At 54.0% G+C, this 18,244-nt stretch carries 16 protein-coding genes and 1 pseudogene; 8 read left to right on the forward strand and 9 right to left on the reverse strand.

Annotation, left to right across the window (positions count from 1 at the left end):
• Positions 1 to 20: 20 nt before the first annotated feature.
• On the reverse strand, positions 21 to 1,616 hold the full coding sequence (rtcR, locus tag AC4HNJ_RS07950; RefSeq protein ID WP_490479021.1) for an RNA repair transcriptional activator RtcR: 1,596 nt from the start codon (positions 1,614 to 1,616) through the stop codon (positions 21 to 23).
• Positions 1,617 to 1,786: 170 nt separating this feature from the next.
• Between rtcR and AC4HNJ_RS07955 the strand changes: the two genes are divergently transcribed.
• The 3 genes from AC4HNJ_RS07955 (at position 1,787) to rtcA (ending at position 6,311) form a co-directional block, all read left to right on the forward strand.
• On the forward strand, positions 1,787 to 3,340 hold the full coding sequence (locus AC4HNJ_RS07955) for a vWA domain-containing protein (protein ID WP_490479022.1): 1,554 nt from the start codon (positions 1,787 to 1,789) through the stop codon (positions 3,338 to 3,340).
• Positions 3,341 to 3,981: 641 nt separating this feature from the next.
• Positions 3,982 to 5,238, forward strand: coding sequence for an RtcB family protein (locus tag AC4HNJ_RS07960; RefSeq protein ID WP_490479023.1), 1,257 nt, complete (start codon positions 3,982 to 3,984; stop codon positions 5,236 to 5,238).
• Positions 5,239 to 5,300: 62 nt separating this feature from the next.
• Positions 5,301 to 6,311, forward strand: coding sequence for an RNA 3'-terminal phosphate cyclase (rtcA, locus tag AC4HNJ_RS07965; protein WP_490479024.1), 1,011 nt, complete (start codon positions 5,301 to 5,303; stop codon positions 6,309 to 6,311).
• A 396-nt stretch (positions 6,312 to 6,707) separates the two neighbouring features.
• On the opposite strand, the gene AC4HNJ_RS07970 is transcribed toward rtcA, so the two are convergent.
• The 6 genes and pseudogenes from AC4HNJ_RS07970 to AC4HNJ_RS07995 all read right to left on the reverse strand — a co-directional run bounded on the left by AC4HNJ_RS07970 (position 6,708) and on the right by AC4HNJ_RS07995 (position 11,638).
• Positions 6,708 to 7,553 (reverse strand): hypothetical protein, encoded by an 846-nt coding sequence (locus AC4HNJ_RS07970; RefSeq protein ID WP_490479025.1) that lies wholly within the window; start codon positions 7,551 to 7,553, stop codon positions 6,708 to 6,710.
• A gap of 404 nt (positions 7,554 to 7,957) precedes the next feature.
• Positions 7,958 to 8,647 carry a hypothetical protein gene (locus AC4HNJ_RS07975; protein ID WP_490479026.1) on the reverse strand — a complete coding sequence of 230 codons (690 nt, stop codon included), beginning with the start codon at positions 8,645 to 8,647 and terminating at the stop codon, positions 7,958 to 7,960.
• Positions 8,648 to 8,715: 68 nt separating this feature from the next.
• A complete protein-coding gene (locus tag AC4HNJ_RS07980; RefSeq protein WP_490479027.1) occupies positions 8,716 to 9,111 on the reverse strand; it encodes a hypothetical protein in 396 nt (131 codons plus the stop codon).
• A gap of 85 nt (positions 9,112 to 9,196) precedes the next feature.
• Positions 9,197 to 9,559: pseudogene (locus AC4HNJ_RS07985) on the reverse strand (IS3 family transposase); the annotation flags it as partial.
• Positions 9,560 to 9,786: 227 nt separating this feature from the next.
• Positions 9,787 to 10,386: a hypothetical protein gene (locus tag AC4HNJ_RS07990; protein ID WP_490479028.1), complete on the reverse strand. Its 600-nt coding sequence runs from the start codon at positions 10,384 to 10,386 to the stop codon at positions 9,787 to 9,789.
• Between the two features lie 520 nt (positions 10,387 to 10,906).
• Positions 10,907 to 11,638 (reverse strand): hypothetical protein, encoded by a 732-nt coding sequence (locus AC4HNJ_RS07995; RefSeq protein WP_490479029.1) that lies wholly within the window; start codon positions 11,636 to 11,638, stop codon positions 10,907 to 10,909.
• 395 nt (positions 11,639 to 12,033) lie between these two features.
• On the opposite strand from AC4HNJ_RS07995, the gene AC4HNJ_RS08000 reads away from it, so the two are divergent.
• The 3 genes from AC4HNJ_RS08000 (at position 12,034) to AC4HNJ_RS08010 (ending at position 14,374) form a co-directional block, all read left to right on the forward strand.
• Positions 12,034 to 12,252 carry a hypothetical protein gene (locus AC4HNJ_RS08000; protein ID WP_490479030.1) on the forward strand — a complete coding sequence of 73 codons (219 nt, stop codon included), beginning with the start codon at positions 12,034 to 12,036 and terminating at the stop codon, positions 12,250 to 12,252.
• Between the two features lie 194 nt (positions 12,253 to 12,446).
• Positions 12,447 to 12,821 (forward strand): hypothetical protein, encoded by a 375-nt coding sequence (locus tag AC4HNJ_RS08005; protein WP_490479031.1) that lies wholly within the window; start codon positions 12,447 to 12,449, stop codon positions 12,819 to 12,821.
• On the forward strand, positions 12,818 to 14,374 hold the full coding sequence (locus AC4HNJ_RS08010) for a DUF3987 domain-containing protein (RefSeq protein ID WP_490479032.1): 1,557 nt from the start codon (positions 12,818 to 12,820) through the stop codon (positions 14,372 to 14,374). Before AC4HNJ_RS08005 ends, AC4HNJ_RS08010 begins: the two co-directional genes overlap by 4 nt.
• 300 nt (positions 14,375 to 14,674) lie before the next feature.
• Here AC4HNJ_RS08010 and AC4HNJ_RS08015 read toward each other — a convergent pair whose 3' ends face one another.
• Both AC4HNJ_RS08015 and AC4HNJ_RS08020 read right to left on the reverse strand, forming a co-directional pair.
• Positions 14,675 to 15,436 carry a MobA/MobL family protein gene (locus tag AC4HNJ_RS08015; protein ID WP_490479033.1) on the reverse strand — a complete coding sequence of 254 codons (762 nt, stop codon included), beginning with the start codon at positions 15,434 to 15,436 and terminating at the stop codon, positions 14,675 to 14,677.
• A gap of 515 nt (positions 15,437 to 15,951) precedes the next feature.
• Positions 15,952 to 17,127, reverse strand: coding sequence for a phospholipase D-like domain-containing protein (locus tag AC4HNJ_RS08020; protein WP_490479034.1), 1,176 nt, complete (start codon positions 17,125 to 17,127; stop codon positions 15,952 to 15,954).
• A 393-nt stretch (positions 17,128 to 17,520) separates the two neighbouring features.
• On the opposite strand from AC4HNJ_RS08020, the gene mads1 reads away from it, so the two are divergent.
• Together mads1 and brxF are read left to right on the forward strand one after the other, a co-directional pair.
• On the forward strand, positions 17,521 to 17,736 hold the full coding sequence (mads1, locus tag AC4HNJ_RS08025; protein ID WP_490479035.1) for a methylation-associated defense system helix-turn-helix domain-containing protein MAD1: 216 nt from the start codon (positions 17,521 to 17,523) through the stop codon (positions 17,734 to 17,736).
• Between the two features lie 14 nt (positions 17,737 to 17,750).
• Complete coding sequence (gene brxF, locus AC4HNJ_RS08030) at positions 17,751 to 18,233, forward strand: BREX-3 system P-loop-containing protein BrxF (protein WP_490479193.1); 483 nt, start codon at positions 17,751 to 17,753, stop codon at positions 18,231 to 18,233.
• The last annotated feature ends 11 nt before the right edge of the window (positions 18,234 to 18,244 follow it).

The raw sequence follows: 18,244 nt of genomic DNA on the forward strand, positions 1-18,244 counted from the left end.
CGTCTAAGGGTGGTGCGCAGCTAAGCGCGTTCGGCAACTTCTTCCCAGGTCAAATCGAACCGAGCTAGGTATTTGCGTAGCCGGTCGGCGTCATTCGTGGTCGAACGCCGTTTGCGTGACGCCGCAAAGAGCATGCGTCCGGCCTCGGAGAGTGATTTGGCGTTGCGGCACGTGCTGATCACTTCGCGCAGCTGAGCGTGATCGAAGCGATCTATGTCGTGCAATCGATCGCCGAGTAATCGCGCTAGCGCATGATCTTCTTGACCGCCCATCGGTCCCCACAGTCGCTTGAGCCGACCGATCTCTTCATCGACAGTCTCGATGCGTATGCGCCCGGAAGCCGAAAGCGTCGCCATGCGTGTTACCGAGGCACCGAGATCGCGGAAGTTACCCTTCCAGATCGCCTGGGCGGATGCAGCGAATGCCAGGTAGCGGTCGCGTGCTTCGCGATTGAACGTCACGCGACGCTGGTTGTTCTGCGTGAATCGCTCAAGCTCGAAATCAAGGTTGGGTTCGATGTCTTCGGGGCGATCGGCGAGACCTGGAAGCTGGAATGTCCATAGATTGAGTCGCGCGTACAGATCGTCGCGGAAGCCGCCTTCGTCAACACGCAGGCCGAGGTCTCGATTAGTGCCGGCAATCAACTGGAAGTCGCTCTCTACTTCCTTATCGCTGCCAACCGGGAGGAATCGCTTCTCCTCCAACGCGCGCAGCAGCATGGCTTGTTCATCCGCGCCGAGTTCGCCGATTTCATCGAGGAATAGCAGGCCTTTGTTTGCCGATCGAAGCAGGCCAGCGCGTTCGTTGATGGCACCCGTGTAGGCGCCTTTGACATGTCCAAACAGCGCGCTCATGGCGCCATCGCCACGAAGGGTCGCGCAGTTGACCTCGACAAAGTTGCCGGGGAGCTGGTGGCGCAATTTCTTCAGTTCAAAAATGCGCTTTGCGAGCTGGCTTTTGCCTGCACCGGTTGGGCCCATAAGCAAGATCGGCGCGGCGGAGCGGATCGCGACGGTTTCAATCTGTTCAATCATGCGATTGAAGGCGATGTTGCGCGTGGCAATGCCGCTCTTCAAATACGCCTGATCGGCCTGTTGCTCCTTAACGAAGCGCTCGGCAATGCGGTCGTATTTCGACAGATCCAGATCGATAACACTGTAGGTTCCGCTCACGCCCGCTGTTTGCTTGCGTGGCGGAGAGGTCTGCAGCAAATGGGCGGGAAAGTGCCGGCTCTCCGTCAACAGGAACAGACAGATCTGCGCAACGTGCGTGCCCGTGGTGATGTGTATGTAGTAGTCCTCGGCCTCCGTATCGAACGGGTAGCTGCGACTGAATTCATGCAGCACCGAATAGACCGACTCGAAATCCCACGGGTCGGCGATATAGGTATCGCGCACCGTTACCTTCGTTTCCGGTGAGACCTGCGCAATGTCCGCGCACACCAGGTCCGAGACATCCTTGTAGCGGCGTTCATCCGCTAGCAGTTCGATGCGGCTGACGAGGAAGTCCTCATGCATGCCCAGCGACACCGAAGGACGCCATTTCTCCCAGCGACCGGCGCCTCGGCCGGAATCGAGCTGTGTACCGAGAAATCCGATGACGACTTTGGGTTTCATGACGATATATTAGGATAAAAAGCTATCCATAGCTATCCATATTACGCAAGTTGGCGAGCATTGAAAACGCGCTGGTAAATATAGAAATTCATATAAATCATCATCTTGATGAGTTTCACTCGATGTTGGCACGGCAACTGCAGTAGTGGGGAAGACAAAGGAGATTCCCCATGGCCAACACTCAACTCTTCGCCAGTCAGCGCGGCCGCATGGTTCCGAAGGCTGACGCCTTCAACGAGGCAGGCGGCGCCGCTTACCAGCGTTCACCGGAAGCAGCCCTCGCGCTTTATGCCGCGACCGGTTGCCTTAACGGCACGTTCTACAGCGATGCCGCGACGCAGCTAGCTGAAGTGCTTGGTCTGTGTGAAGCGGTATCGCCGCAGTACGTCGCGCAAACCGCGCTGTACGCCCGCAAGACTGCCTATATGAAGGACATGCCGGCGTTGCTGCTTGCGCACCTGGCTGTCCGAGACGGCGAGCTGCTCAGCAAGGTGTTCGACCGCGTGATCGATAACGGACGCATGCTGCGCAACTTCGTACAGATCGTGCGCAGCGGTGTGGTGGGACGCAAGTCGCTGGGTACGTTGCCGAAGCGATTGGTGCAGCGTTGGCTGGAGAACGCTTCGATCGATGCGGTAATGAGCGCGGCGATCGGTGAGAAGCCTTCGCTGGCGGATGTGATCCGTATGGTGCATCCCAAGCCTAAGGATTCAGAGCGTGAAGCGCTGTATGCGTGGCTGATCGGTAAACCGTACAAGGAGGACGTACTGCCGTTGAAGGTGCGTGAGCTGGAGGCGTTCAAGAAGGAGCAGGGCGATGTCGTTCCGGATCTTCCGTTCCAGTACCTGACTGCGTTGCCGTTGAAGGCGCAGCATTGGAAGGACATCGCCAGCCGTGCCTCGTGGCAGGCAACGCGTATGAACTTGAACGCGTTTGCACGTCACGGTGTATTCGAGGATGACGCGTTGATCGCACGTACGGCAGCTCGTTTGCGTAATGCGGAAGCGATACAACGCGCCAAGGTATTTCCGTACCAGTTGATGACCGCGTTTCGGGCTTCATCGAACGCTATACCGTCAGCGATCGTGGATGCGTTGCAGGACGCCATGGAAATGGCAACCCGCAATGTGCCTAAGGTGATTGGAAAGGTGGTGGTAGCGGTGGATGTGTCGGGATCGATGCAATCGCCGGTAACCGGATTTCGCAAGGGTGCGACATCAACGGTGCGTTGTATCGAGGTAGCAGCGTTGATTGCCGCTTGCCTGAAGCGGGTGAATCCCGATGCGCGTGTAATTCCGTTCGCGGAAGCCATACGCGAGTGCCGGTTGAACCCGCGCGACAGCGTCATGACGCAGGCGCAGCAATTGGTGGCGTTGCTGGGTGGCGGTACGAAGGTCAGCGCACCGCTGATTGAATTGAACAAGGAACGTAGTGAGGTGGATCTGCTGGTGCTCGTGTCGGACAACCAAAGTTGGGTCGATACGCGTGCGAGTGGCGGTACGGAAACCATGCGGCAGTGGGCAGAGCTGAAGCAGCGTTGCCCGAAGGCGCGCATGGTCTGCATCGACCTTCAGCCGAACGTCACCAGCCAATCGGTGGAGTCCATGGATGTGCTCCACGTGGGTGGCTTTACGGATGCGGTGTTCGATCTACTGGCGAGTGTGGCATCCGAAGGAACGGGTGCCCGTCGTTGGGTGGAGCGTGTCGAAGCGATTGCGCTCTGAAACGTTTATCCCCGGTGGGAGAGCCCGCCGGGGATGGGCCTGGACGTGACGAAGGGAATGCGCGAGAGATTACTTGGGATCAGCTGGTTCGAATCCAGCCATCTCCCGCAAGGATTGTCGCTTCGTCCGTGGGCAGGTTTATAAAGGTTTGTTTTGCAGCGAATGCAGATGGAACTACATCAATGGTAAGCCTTCGGGCGATAGGGTTCGAATCCCGTTGCATAGATAACGTGTCAAGGCACGTCTCCTTGCAAGATGTTTCATCACCTTTGTCGCTGCGCCTCTTTTCATGTATTAGCTATACGTATTGGGTTTGAAAGTTGTTGCGAATGCAGGTGGACGTACTGGAAATCCTAGGTCGCGGGTTCAAGTCCCGCCCAAGTCGCGATGGCGACGTGGTAGCTCAGCGGTTAGAGCAAGGGTCTTCGTTCATCACGACTTGTCGCTGCAGCTTAGGTAAGAACATTTAAATACGAACGATTTCGCGTTGCGGCGAATGCCAGTGGAACTACAAGACCTGTCACGTCCCTTGTCGCGGGTTCGAATCCCGCCAGCATGGCGCAAGCCGCGTTGTAGCTCAGTGGTAGAGCAGGAGTTTCACTCAAACTTGTCGCCGCACTTTTAGATAGACAACGAGTGGCATGAACGAATCAAATGCCATTCGAGCCAGGAGAAGGATTGTGAGCACGCAGTACCAAGTCATCAACGAGCCGGGCGCTGTGCCGATCAAGGCATGGACGCACGGCGTGCCGATCGAGGATGCGGCACACCAGCAGCTGATCAATATCGCCAGGCTGCCATTTATCCATCGCTGGGTAGCGGTAATGCCGGACGTGCACCTGGGTAAGGGTGCAACGGTGGGTTCTGTCGTGCCTACCGTCGGCGCGATCGTGCCGGCGGCGGTAGGCGTGGACATCGGTTGCGGCATGATCGCCACCCGTACGACGCTAACTGCAACCGATCTGCCGGACAACCTGGTAGGTATGCGTTCCGCCATCGAGCGTGCCGTCCCGCACGGCCGCACGATAGGAAAGCGCGATAAGGGTGCGTGGGAAACGCCGCCAGAAGCATCGATCGAAGGTTGGTCGCAGCTCGATCAGGATTTTCGTCGCATCGTCGACAAGCAGCCGAAGCTGGCGCGTACCAATAACCTTAACCACTTGGGGACCTTGGGTACGGGCAATCACTTCGTCGAGGTGTGTCTGGATGAGGGGGATCGCGTGTGGTTCATGCTCCACTCCGGCTCGCGTGGCGTGGGTAATGCCATCGGCACGCGCTACATCGAGCTCGCCAAGGAAGACATGCGTCGCTGGATGATCAACCTGCCGGATCAGGATCTCGCGTATCTGCCGGAAGGCAGTGAACACTTCGATGACTACGTGTTTGCCGTGGAATGGGCGCAACGTTTTGCGCGCACCAACCGCGCCATCATGATGAGTCACGTCATTGACGCGGTCGCCAAGATCATTCCCAAGCCGTTCGATGCCTGGGCCGAGGCGGTGAATTGCCATCACAACTACGTCAACCGCGAATATCACTACGGCAAGAACGTACTGGTGACGCGTAAGGGCGCAGTAAGTGCCAAGGCGGGTGAGCTGGGGATTATTCCCGGCAGCATGGGTGCGAAGAGCTTTATCGTGCGTGGCCTCGGCAACGATGAGAGCTTTCACAGCTGCAGCCACGGCGCAGGCCGTGTGATGAGTCGTACTGAGGCGCGTAAGCGCATCACGCTGGACGAACACAAGCACGCGACCGCACACGTCGAGTGCCGTAAGGACAGCGACGTGATCGATGAATCACCGGCAGCGTACAAGTCCATCGAAGCCGTGATGGAAGCGCAAAAGGATCTGGTAGAAATCGTGCATACGCTTCGCCAGGTGGTTTGCGTCAAGGGATAAGGTGTGCGGGGTTTACCCCGCACACCCGTTTATAAAGAAGCAGGATTCAGGGAAATAGGGAAATGATCGAGATCGACGGATCAGCTGGCGGCGGCCAGCTACTGCGCACAGCGCTGAGCTTAAGCATGATCACGGCAACGCCGTTCACCATGACGGGCATCCGTGCCAAACGGAGCCGCCCGGGTCTTATGCGTCAGCATTTGACGGCGGTGGATGCCGCACGACAAATCAGCGACGCTGCGGTAACCGGCGCAGAGCCTGGCTCGCAAACGTTGACCTTCGTACCGCAGGCAATACGCGCGGGCGACTATCATTTTCCTATCGGTACCGCGGGCTCAACGACACTGGTGCTGCAGACTGTATTGCCTGCATTGATTCTCGCCAATAAAGCATCGTCGATTCGCCTCGAAGGCGGCACGCACAATCCGCTTGCGCCACCCGCGGATTTTCTTATTGATGCATTTGTACCGGTTCTCGCGAAAATGGGGGTGCAAACAGACATTCGCCTCGATCGCCACGGCTTTTATCCTGCCGGCGGCGGCGTGATCGATGTAAGCATCCAGCCAACGCAGACGCTTAAGCCACTTCAACTAATAATGCGCGGCGACCTGCGTTCCATTTCGGCCAAAGCTTTGATATCGAATATCAACGCAAGCGTGGCCGAGCGCGAGCTGAAAGTCGTCGCGCGTCGGTTAGCGCTGCCAGATGACGCGATGAAAATACACGAGATCAAACCCGCATTAGGCCCTGGCAATGCATTAATCATTCGAGTCGAATCCGAGCACATCATCGAATGCTTCACGGCGTTCGGCGAGCGAGGCGTGAGCGCGGAACAGGTTGCCGAGCACGTGTGCGAAGAGGTTCAGCATTACATCAAAGCGGATGTCGCAGTAGGACCTTACATGGCCGATCAGCTTTTACTTCCGATCGCCTTGGCAGGAAGTGGCTCATTTACAGCCGCAGCGCCAACCGCTCATTCGCGCACGAACGCCTTGCTTATCGAGAAATTCTTGCCTGTTAACATCGACTTCGTCGAATGGCGGCCCGGAGCATGGACAGTCGACGTCAGCTAACTCAAAATGAACTTAGCCGTCTTCCGGTGGCACACGTGTGACGGCAATCTACGCAGCTCGTGTGTAATGCTCAAGTTCAGCTTCAGTCGTCAAGCGCTCGAGAAGTAGTTTCATATCGAATTTGTCGTTTGAGGACTGAAGAGGACCGGTCTGTTGCTCCATCACCGATGCGGCTATTGCGAGCGCCTTTTTCACAAGGTGCAAATCGCGTAGTTCGATGACTGCTATGGCAATTTCTTCAGACCCAGGAGAGCGAGATGAGGATCGCCCTGCTGAATCTTATGTCGGAAGCAGAACATTTAATCCAACCAACTGTCGGAACCCTTGCCTAACGACGAGATATAGCGTTGTGTTTCTCTTCAAAGACCTAGAACAGCGTACGCACTATTGGACTGGTCACTCATTCCAGCAACACTGCAGAGCTGTAAGTGCCAAGACGTAGCGCTTCCTTCGCATTTCTGCTCTCGGTCCGGCGAACGAAATCCAGTACAAAACGTATGCGCCGTAGCAAACTGCAGCAACAAGCCAGAGAACCTGAATTCCCTTGGCTAAGTGATCTTCACCCGATAAGAAGTCCCTGGCTTTGGGCAAATAGGGCTTTGTGTCGTTGATCACGTTCGAAATAGCGGACCACGCGGTGAATGGTGCAGTCATAATGACCGCAACAAAGCCCTTCTTTGCATAGTCATAGTAGCCATATTGAATATTTGAATAGTCTTGCGAAGATTTGACCAGCTTAATGAGGTTGTCGAGGTTGGTCTTGTTCAGACGGGCCTCCGGCTTTCTTTCCCAAATTCCCTCAAAAAGATAGTGAACCAAAAGCGATGCATTTTTCAGCTCAAACGCTTTGTATGTTTGTTTTGCGTGCGGTTGTTCGTGCTGAACGAATGCTTTTAGGAAGCTTTCGTAATTGAACATTGCTAAAACGAGAAAGACGCCGTAGATGAGGAGAAGACTCCAATAAGCAATTCTGTCGTGGTTTGGGAAAAAGATGTGCGAAAAAACGGATGCGACGGCGAACGCCACCGCCAGCAGAAGAAAGTAAGGGCAATTGCGAATAAAATATTTTGATTCGGTTGCGATCGTGGATCGAATACGAAATAGCTTCCGAAGCTGCCACACTTCAATGCGGGCTTTCTCCTCTGCTTCAACAAACGAAGCCCAAACGGCTGTTTCGAGGCTTTGTAGGCTCGACAAGTTGTTTAGCAAGTTTTTTTGTTGGCCATGCTTGGATGTTTCCATGTAGAGTGCTGTCGCGCATATTTTCCGCCTAGATCAAACGCCTCATATGCCGGACAGCGAATCTCGAGAATTGTCGTTGTTACCAAGCTACCGCTGCCCTTCATGCCACAAAGGGATTCAAAGAAGGGGCTTTGATAGTGTGATCGCAACTCCGTCAACCATCGTTCGATCTCGCCCTTTGATGTATCCGCCGGTAAACCGAGTCCACGGATTAGCTGGATTTTTCGAATGGAGGGTATGGTATACGCTACGCTTCAGTCGTCTATCGCAAAAGTACGACAGTGTTCAACCTCGATGCATTCGTAGACAGATGTGGTCGTGCGGTTATTGTCACCTAGAGCAGCCAAGCTGCAAGCTGACAGCGAGTAACAAAAGGCCACCGTTAGTAGAGTTGCCATTGCCCTTCAGGCCCGAAAGGGATTCAATGTTGGATGGCTTTGATATTGTGATTGCAATTCCGTCAACCATCGTTCAATCTCGTCTTTTGATGTATCCGTTGGAATACCGGGCCTAAACCGAGTCCACGGATCGGCTGGATTTTTCGAATGCAGGGTGTAGAACGGGGTGCCGAAGACATCTTCGTATTCGAGGACAAGTAACCAGTGTGCTGATGCCGCAAAGGCCAAGTCGGTATCGTTGAACTTGGGGCCGAGTCCGACTGGTAACGGTATGTTGCCCTTCGGATTGGAACGTGTTTCCCCGGCTGACATGGGTGAAAGTTCGCGGCTCGGCCCGTAACCCTTTTTACCAAAAACCCATACGCTCAGGCGGACATTGAGAGCCGGTCCCGGACCGATGTTCCTGATAGCACACCTAAGGAACATGAGCTTTTTGGTTGGATCCGTAGAAAGGAATGTAGACCGGTTTAATGGGTCCATAATGTCGAACGGCGTAAGCACCAGAAGAGGCCGATACGTCTCCTCATGATGCTGGGTATCGAACTCGCGAGTCGTCGCGAAGTGGTCATTGGTCTCTTGTCGCTGACCTTGACCTTCTTTGATCGCCTTGTAGGTCAGTCCAGCCATGACGGCTGTGAAGACCGCAGCTGCAACAGTACCTACAGCAGTGATCGCATCCCATAGATGATCAGCCATAAGTGCTTCCTTGCTTGGTGGAGGGCGGTATAAAACTCTGTTTAGTGCAATAAGTCGATTACGTATGATCACAGCGTTTCGATCAAAATAAAAAAAGTGAAGTTCGAAGCATTATCTATTTCCACGAACTCCAATATGTTGCTCGGTTTGATGTCGTACCCCTTTTCTCTAAAATAGTCGGCATGACGCTTGGGGATTTCCTTCCCGCTGCTTCCATCGTGACCGCTCCCGTCCTTATTTGCCGAGTAGATTTCCTTTCCTTTGCCTTTAGGCTTGGCATATACGTGGACATGTTGCTGTGTCTTTGTATTGGTATTTGCTGGATCCTCTCGATAAGATCGATTGGTTCCTGGAATATTTTTGTATTCCTTATATTCGAGCAGTGTTGATGGAAGCTGGACGATAACGACTTCTGGCTGGTCTAGGTCACGCTGCTCCATCAAAAACTCTTTGAAAGTTTTCATAAACTGCCCTCCTGTTTGTAAAACAACGTGGTCCTGCGAAGTTCTATTTAGAAGGCTAACAGAGCGCCTTGGATGGAGTGACGCTCTGCCACGTGGAGACATACGTGAAATCCGAGACCCAGAGCTGGTTCGGTCGCTCGGCCTTGAATTGTCGATTGACCTTGTCCAACGGACATGGCGCCTTGCTGTTGCTGACCGTCGTGCGCACCACCTTGCCACGCATGACGCCGTGTAGCCCATGCCGGCGCATCAGGCGCTCGACGGTGCAGCGTGCCACCGGCATGCCTTCACAATGCAGTTGTCGCCAGACCTTGTCGGCCCCGTACACCGAAAGGTTGGCTCGCCACACCCGCTCGATATGCGGGATCAGTTGTTCATCGCGCTGGGCACGCACGCTGCGTCGTGACGGATCACGCTGGCAGGCGGCGTGGCGCCGATAGGTAGTGGGATTGAATCTGCGCTCAACCGCACCTGAAAAGCCATTGCAGTAAGGCATCCCCAATCTATCCATTGCGGTTTCACTGAAGAGGTCATAATTTGTCGTGAAAATCCATGGACGCGGAAGACCTCGATCTCGATAGCTGAGCTTTCTGTAGAAAGCTTGATAGAGATGCGTAACCGTTTCGTCGCCTTCAGCGAAAGGTCCATTAGAACAACGACTGGTGACGAAGCGAGTCACTTTTTTATCAGAGAGGCTACGACATCTTTCGCAGGTGCGAGTGAGTCATTGGTACTTCGGCGGAGGACAAATTGTAAACTGTAGAGGGCCTCCATTAAGCGCTCTAAATTATTCGAGAATTCTGAGCCACCGATGTCGATCCCCAAGACATCTCGCATGACTTGGCGTTCATGTGCGCTGGGAAAAAAGTTTTTCTCTTCTTGGGCATCGTGCGCAGCTAATGCATCAGAAGGATTGGATGCGCGGCCTGCATCAAGTTTAGGGTCACTTCCTATGGTGATAGTTTGCGCCGCGCCTGACTCGTTAGTCTGTGTTGTGGATTGTCCTGGTAGTTGGTTGGACAAGTCGGTGGGCGAGACCAAAAAATCCTTTGCGAGAGGTGACATGGTGTCGATGCCGAGTTGCCGATCCTCGCGCACAAGAGACGAGCATCCCGAACCAAACAAAAAGGCAAGATTCTTGGCGTTTAGGGCGTCGTGCAATTGCTCCCGAACGCGCGAGGCAGCTGCGTCCCAGTTGAACGCTCCTCCTTCCTTTGGAGACACTGCGTCTTCGGCCCCCTTGAGAAACACAAATTGACCAGCAGGTAGGTCCATGATTTCCCCCAAATTTGACGAGCGCTTTTTCGGGGTCGAAAGTAGTTAACGCCCGAGTCGAATAAGCGAGTTAGGGGTTTCGCTCGATCGTGCGTTTTTCACGATTAACCCGATAAGGGCAATTTAGCGCAGAACGGCTGCCTGCGGCTGACAGGGGTACTCGGCCAAACGGCCGGTCATGAAGGAAGGTACTGGCGCCGCTTGGTGGATACCATAAGCTGTCCACAGCAAATGAACCATAAGCTGTCCATTCGGACAACTTATGGGTTCGTGGCTAGGATGGATGTCGATGGACAGATATGTGGTCCCACCATCATCCAAATAACCACATCAACTACTTGATATATTTTGATTTTTATTCCGAATATTTGTTACGCAACTCACTTTCTGACTCACTTTTTCAGACATGAGTGCCTGCGCGCTTCATGCGAATAGCTGCCAGAGGTGCAACCGCATGACACCTTACGGTAGAGAATTCTAGTGCACACCAAAGGTGTATCCGGCTGCCGATGTCATTGCTTCAACCGGACTTCTTCGTTGAGGAAGGCTTCCTGCCTCGCTTAGATGTCTCCCGGCAACATTGCTCAAGCTTGGCTCGGAACGGCTCCGACTTGTGCTCACCCGAAGCCAGTCTTTGAAATTTCTTGACAAGCTTACTCTTACGTACCGTGTGGCGATCCTTGCTGACCTTATCCGTGCCAGGCATCACTCCTTCCATCATCAATAGTTCGTCCGCTAATGCATCGTAGGCATCCGTCAGACTGGCCCACAATGCATCTGGACAAATTTTGTCTAGCAGACGAATGCATTTCTCAACGAATTCATTGACACGATCTTTCTTTTTTGCAATCCCTTTGCGCGCGAACTCGTACGCCGACCCCGTATTGATACCGATAAAGAAATAGACCGCCATCAAAGCGTTCCAGCTCTTATCTTCATCAGACGAGGAAGCAAGTTCGGCTTCACGCAAGTACGCCATTGCTAACACAAGCGGCACCCAAGCATGCACCTTGCTTGAAGTGGATGCGTACACATCCTCCATGTCAGCCGCGGACCGCTCATGCTTGACCACCAACTCTTCCGCCATGCGCCTGACATCATTGAACGAATCTTTGAGCTTCAGCCGTTCATGCAGAAGCATTAGCGTTGAACGTGCTTTGCCTAAGCAAAACTTCAATGGAAGTGCCATCGCGCCAGAACTACTGTCGATATTCGTTCTGAGCCTAATAGGTTTGAAGTCGCCGGGACCCATCGATTCAAATCACCCCAAGAAGCTGTTCATTATGTCAACTTGACATGCAAGGTCATGGGCAATTCAACCCATAGACGAGACATTGTACATCCCCGCCCTTCCAGTCATCCCGGGCAGCCTCACTGCAGAGGGACACACCTAACGGTGTGTCCCTCTGCAAGTATGCCTTGACTCAAGGCATATCCATGTCCTCGGCCTATGGACCGAGCTCGACTTGGTCCGTTGCTAGCTATCCGAGAAATTTCTCTTCGCCGGCCATGTATCTCACTGAGACTTTGTGGATTTCCATGCAATGCCGAGCGTCTTTTTACCGTTTCCCGCAAGTAGGGATATTTCGTCGACGCAATTATCGATAACGTGACCTCCATGTTCAGCCATCAACCTGGAGGTATTTGATGAATCTATCCCCGCCCCCTGATACGCGCGTTCTGCGTCTGAAGGAGTTTCGGGCGCGGCTCAAGATCGGGAACACCACGATGCACGAAGGCTGGAAGTTCGGGTCGAAATACTTTCGGCCTGACTTTCCCCCGAAGTATTACATCGGACGCACGCCGTACGTATTGGAGCGCGATGTCGATGCCTACATTCTTGCGCATACGAGCCATACCGCCTAACCGCTGACGCGGCCTCTGGTTCCATCTCGCTCGGAACCTTTACTCCCATCCGAAACCCATCGATCCCCGCATTGCACCTGCCAGGGGCAAGGAGAAGTCATGCCTGAAATTTGTTGACTAGTCGTTTCAATGCTGATGCCCGAGTCGCACGCAAGCGACTCTCCTCTTTTACATCCCAATTTGGAGTAACCACGATGGCAATCACCTTTTCCTATGCCACCGATGACATCCTCGACGCCCTCACGCATGAGCTGGAGGCACTTCAGCCCGATGAGGAAACTCTTCTCCGCTGCAATTACGCGCGCATCCATTCAGCGGTGGCTGCGGCTTTAGCGCGTGGCAACACCATGCGGCAAGTCCTTGAGCTTCTGAAGCAGAATGATCTGGACATGCACCATGCTACGCTGAGCAAACTGTACAGGGCGGAATCTGAGGCCCGCAATGAGCGTAGCGAACGCGTTTGCTGCGTGATGTGTGGGCAACCGATGAAGCCGAAGGAGACGGCCCGTGCGGAGGCATCCATCTCCAAACCGGATGCCATCGACACTAGTGAGGAGGCAGCCGCATGAGCCTCATCGTTCCCAACTACCGTTCGGCTTTCACGGCGACCACATTTGGCTCCGCGACGAGTCAGTATCCCCAACCTGGATGTCACCTACTGGGGGGCACCCCCAACAACCTTACCTGTCCCGACTACACACTTCCGGAGATCGCATATCAGGCCTTCCTGGAACTGCGCTGGATCATCCACGCTCCCGACGAAATCATCATGGCGGCCATTCTGGCCGCTATGTCTGCCGCCTGCCAAAGTTGGATCCGCGTCAAGCCTCCGCATCGCGACAAAGCGCACGTCATCGGTCTTGCTATCTATACCGGCGCTGACAACAGTTCGGGCAAGTCGCCGGTCATGGACAAGGTGTTCGCGCCAATGCATCAAATCAGCCGCGTACGTACCAAGAAGCAAAAAAAGGCCGCAAAAGAACGTGGCGCCGAGGATCTACTGTTCCGCACCAAGCGTCGCGCCTTGCTGGCACAGGTCAGCAAGCTCTATGCCCGTGGCGTGAAAGCCGCTCCGGAAGAACTGGCCCTTGCCGAACAGGCAGTCAAGGAACTGATGGAGATCGATTCTTCCGACGCGAAGCCCGTGTACATGGTCAAAGGTGACATCTCGCCATCGAAGCTCATGGACGAACTGGATGGCACTCATGTCTCTGTGCTGGTGGCCGCCGACGAAGGTCGCAAGTTCTTCGGCAGGATGACTGACGATGATCTGGAAATGCACAACCAGTTGCACGAGGGTGCTACCGTGCCCTACGAGCGCCGTTACCACACGGTCATCGCCGACGAGCCGCTGGTTACCTATTGCGTGATGACCCATCTCGACGCGCTCGCTCGCTTTCTTAAACGACTAGGTAAGGAAGCGCGCGCTTCGGGCTGGCTCGCTCGTTCCTTGTTCTCTAAGGCGCCGCCGTATCACGGTGATCCACTCTCTGCGATTCTGCATCCGTCGTTTCCCAAGACGGACGTCTTCAATGCTCGGTCGATGGCCTTGCTGGAAGCTCTCGAACAACTGCCCACTGACGGCAGTTTCGAACCCATCACGCTCGAATTCGACGAAGCCGCCACGACGATATTCATGGAGATGCTCCGCACGAACAAGCAGCGCATGACATCGCCCGATGACTGGGGACTCCTCAAAGATTTTGGCCGCAAGCACCCGTCCAACGTCGCCCGCATCGCGGCTATCTTCCACCACTTCTCCGAACAGCCCGGTACCCTCATTTCCAAGGAAACACTCATGAACGCGATTCAGATTGCAGACTGGTATGTTGAAAAGGCCAAAGAGGCCCTGGTCACTGAGCCCATGCAGCACAAACTCAAGAAGTTTGTCAGCTTTCTGCACGACAAGTGCTACATCCATCGCAAGCATGTAGCCTATACCGATCAAGGCGAAGAGAATTTGATTCCGCTTCGCTGGGTCATGCAATTCCACAATATAGAACGCACGGAGCTTGACCCGCTCCTTGACCTTCTGGTGCAGGCGGGCTCTATCGAATTCTACCGCTCACGTCTGGGCAAGCAGTGCATCTGGCTCAACCCGGAACTCTTCGACACCCTGTAGCCTCCTGGCCAGGCCATGAACAACCTGCAAGGTTGTTCATGGCTAGCACTTCCAGGCAATTCTGGCCGAAATAGCAGTAACGGCCAACAGGCCGCGCCCAAAGACGTTCCCCATGTCCACCTCATCGCGCCCCTTCGGGCATCTGGCACATTTCACGCCATGACCAGCACGCGTAAGTTAAGTGCGGTACATCCATCCGCCAAAACTGTACCTTTTCGTTGCACCAAGGCCACTACGGCTACTACGTAGTAACCGTAGTGGCGGCCAGCAAGCCGAAACCGCACATTGGTGTGCCGGAAATCAAGTCACGCTCACGGCCTCAGAAGGCCCCCGACCTGCGATTAGACTCGGCGACTGACCAGCCGGCTCCCATGCCACACCAGCATCCGGCGTGATTTCCCTCTGGCGGGAATACTCGATACCTTGCTGCCTGAGTTTGCGCAACTGACCAGGCCCCATGTATGGCACTGGCTCCCTATACACCCGCTGCTCACGAAGCGTTCGATGGTCGACACGCTTGCGGAGTCCCAGATACTGAAGCTCGCTGTTGATCGTTTGCGCAACGATGCGGCGCATCTCGATGGTCGAGTTCGATATCTCGGAAGGCCGCAGTCCTGACCCTATCTTCTTGTTGCCACCCAGTTCGGGATGAGCCGCATTGAACCGTTTGAACGTCTGTTCCGGTGAACGGTCGATACCATCATCGACCCGCCCGGAAAGCATCCCGTGGATGTGGGGGTATGGCACCCCTGATACCGATGAAATGTTCTCGTGGACGGCGAACATGTAGGGCCTTCCTTTGGCTATCGCACCCATGATTCGCTTCGCCAGTGTCATGTTCTGTTCGCGGTTCAAGCAGTTCGGCAAGCCAATGACCACGGTGATACATGCTGGGCTGTTCGCGCGCTCGTATTTGTCCGAGGCGAGGAAGAACCCATCGGGATCGTTCCATGCCCAACCCGGCATGTTGTCGCATCCCCACCCAACAAAATCATCCCGCTCTGCGAAGGTACCCCGGCGCATGATGTAACGAATGTGCTCAGTCGTCGTTCCGCGCTTCAACGACGCGATGCCAAAATGCATCTGATCCATGGTGAAAGTCCTTTATCGTGCATAAAAAAGCCACCAAAGGTTTCCCCTTGATGGCTGCCTGTATGATCAACACGAGTCGATTTCGACGTGACGGATGAGAAACGTATAGTTGACGTCTGCTTTTGTCCCTGTAAGCAAGCCTAGCTTTCAGAGATCAACACTCAACTACGACTTTCCAACGCACCAAGTCAATCCTGACCATACAGTTAGGAACATATCCGTAGAAAATTAGTGAGCATGACGTATCTACGGAAACGTGGACAAATGATGCGAACTTATGCCGCTTAGGGCACGATAGCCTTAGCTCGATCGAGCTTGCTTTTATGATGCGCAGTGTTTTCTTGCGTATTGACAGACTGCCGGAGGCTGAAAGAATTACTGCAGGTGAAGGCCACCTTGAATGAATCAATGACGTTGGAATGCACGTTTTGAACGCAAGATTGTTGACCGGCTCTTGACCAGAAGTGGACGCAGTCTTCCGCCATCTATCTCCAATAGGCGTAGTTGAAGAGCGCATCTAGCTCAGTGAAATTGGCCAAACCTAACGCCTTGCGCACGACATTGGCTTGCTGACAGTACCGAGCATAACTTTCACCATTGACGTTTGCTTTGGTCGGATGAATGGGGTAGCCGACTATCCCCGCACGCTCCATGCCTGATACCGCATTCTGGTTCATGATGGAAAAGCTTGTATTGTCTATGGCGTGAAGAATTTCGGTTATCAGATTGATTCCGGCACCTGGTATTTCCTTAAAATGAGCATGAAGGACATCAAACGCCTGGCGCGGTGATAGGCCTTTCTTTGCCGTGATGTCTGCGACGGCATTCAAAAATAACTGTGGGCGCTTAGCAATGGTGGACTTTCCACGATCTAGTCCGCTGGAGTGAAAGTGGCGAATCAATGCCTCATAGTGAGGTAGCAAGTTTTTCACTATCTTTCTGTCTTCAACCAGGTCATTCAGAGCCTCGTTGGCTTGACGCAGATCGGCACTTCTGCGCTTTTTATTTGCAGTGAACCCGTCTTTGGTGGCGTCTTCCTTCATCATTCTAAGCATTTCGCGCAATAGCACATAACCGCCGTTGCCATGATGTCTTTTTATCTTATCCGCGCGGCTTTTCTGTGTTTTCCTCAAAAGTTCATGGATATCGTATTCGCGAGCATACTCATCAATTCGGCTCTCCTCGCCTTTGACGATGATTTCGTTGTCAATAAGCTTATTGAAGTGATTCTTTATCGAATCCGTTACTGATCCATCTGCATCGTTGATCAAGGCGGAGGCTTCATAGTTCGAAGACAATCCGCCGTCGGTGAGATTAGCTGAGCCGATAAGGACATTCTTCCATTTCTTACCTTCAAACGCGTATATTTTTGGATGGAAGGTGCAGTCGGAGTCGCTGAGGAAGAAATCTAGTTGGTAACGGTTGCTCAACACCAAAAGCTCACGGAGCAGCTTCGGCTCGGTCAGATAAAAGTCGAGGCCGACAGCTATTCGGGCTGTTAGCCCCTTGCGAAGCTTTTCCTGTAACGTCTTCAGCATGCCGCGTGCAGATGTTTTTGCAAAGGCAACCATGCATTCCATGTGATCAGCCTTTTCAAGCAAATCAATCACGACATCAGCGTGTTCCTGATCATCTGCATTAACCAACAAACTGACATTCATGTTCGCCCCCTAGTAGTTGATCTAGTTTGTGATCGCGTGTGTCAGTCCATGGCATCAGTACGTCATTGCGCAGCGAAATCTGCCCGCTGTGGAGGTAGCAACGTCTCTGGTGTGAGATGACGAACCAGACAGCGGTGGCCCAGTTCCAAGAAATAGACGTCGGCTTCGAACACAATCGCATCGGCATTCCTGGGGTCCAGTTGATGCGTGAGCTCGGATAAGTTGAGTAGATATTCCCCTCCAGGTCGCGCCCGCCAAGGTAATCGACTTGCTCCACCCCCATCGGCACATTTGATACGACCAAGGGGGCTTCCGGCCCTCGCCAAGACTGGTCTTTTACGGTCAAATCGGCAAGTATTGGCAATCTCAGTGCAGTATCGGCAAGTGTTGGCGATGGCGAACCCAGAAGATGAGATCCTGACTTTAGACGAGGTGGCAGCCTACCTGAAGGCAGGCAAGCGTACGGTCTATCGTCTTGCTGCTGAAGGCAAGCTCCCAGCCTTCAAACTTGGTGGCACCTGGCGTTTCCGGCGCACCGAGTTAGATCTCTGGATTACCAGACGCATCGATACCCAAGTGCAGTCCAAGCCCGAGGGGGACGTGTCTTGATTCACACCACCCCGATGGATAGTCCCAGTTCGTCCTCGATCGAGCGGCTCGCGCAGTTGGCTGATGAGATTGGCGATCTGCAGAGCAAGCTGATCCTGCTGGTTGGCCGCAGTGGCAAGACCAAGCTTTTGCATATGCTGGCGCAACGGTTGAACACACCGCTGTTCAACATCGGAGTAAAGCTGGGGCGTGGTCTGGCGGCCATACCCCTTTCCGAGCGCAGCTTCTCGACGAACGAACTGCTGCGAGAAATTACCGATAGCGCGTGCGGCGATGTGCTACTGCTGCTCGACAACCTCGAAGTCCTGTTCGAGCCGAGCCTGAAGATCAATCCGCTCGACATCATCAAGCGGCTAGCGCATTCGCGTCGTGTCGTCGCCGTATGGCCGGGCGAGATGCGTAATGACCGTTTGATGTACGCCGGCATGGGGCATCCCGAACACCGTGACTGCACCCGCGATGGCGTTGTCGTCTTCGAATTGGCACAGAGCCAATAAGGAATCAATAC

This window comes from Dyella sp. SYSU CM1112 (assembly GCF_058216415.1).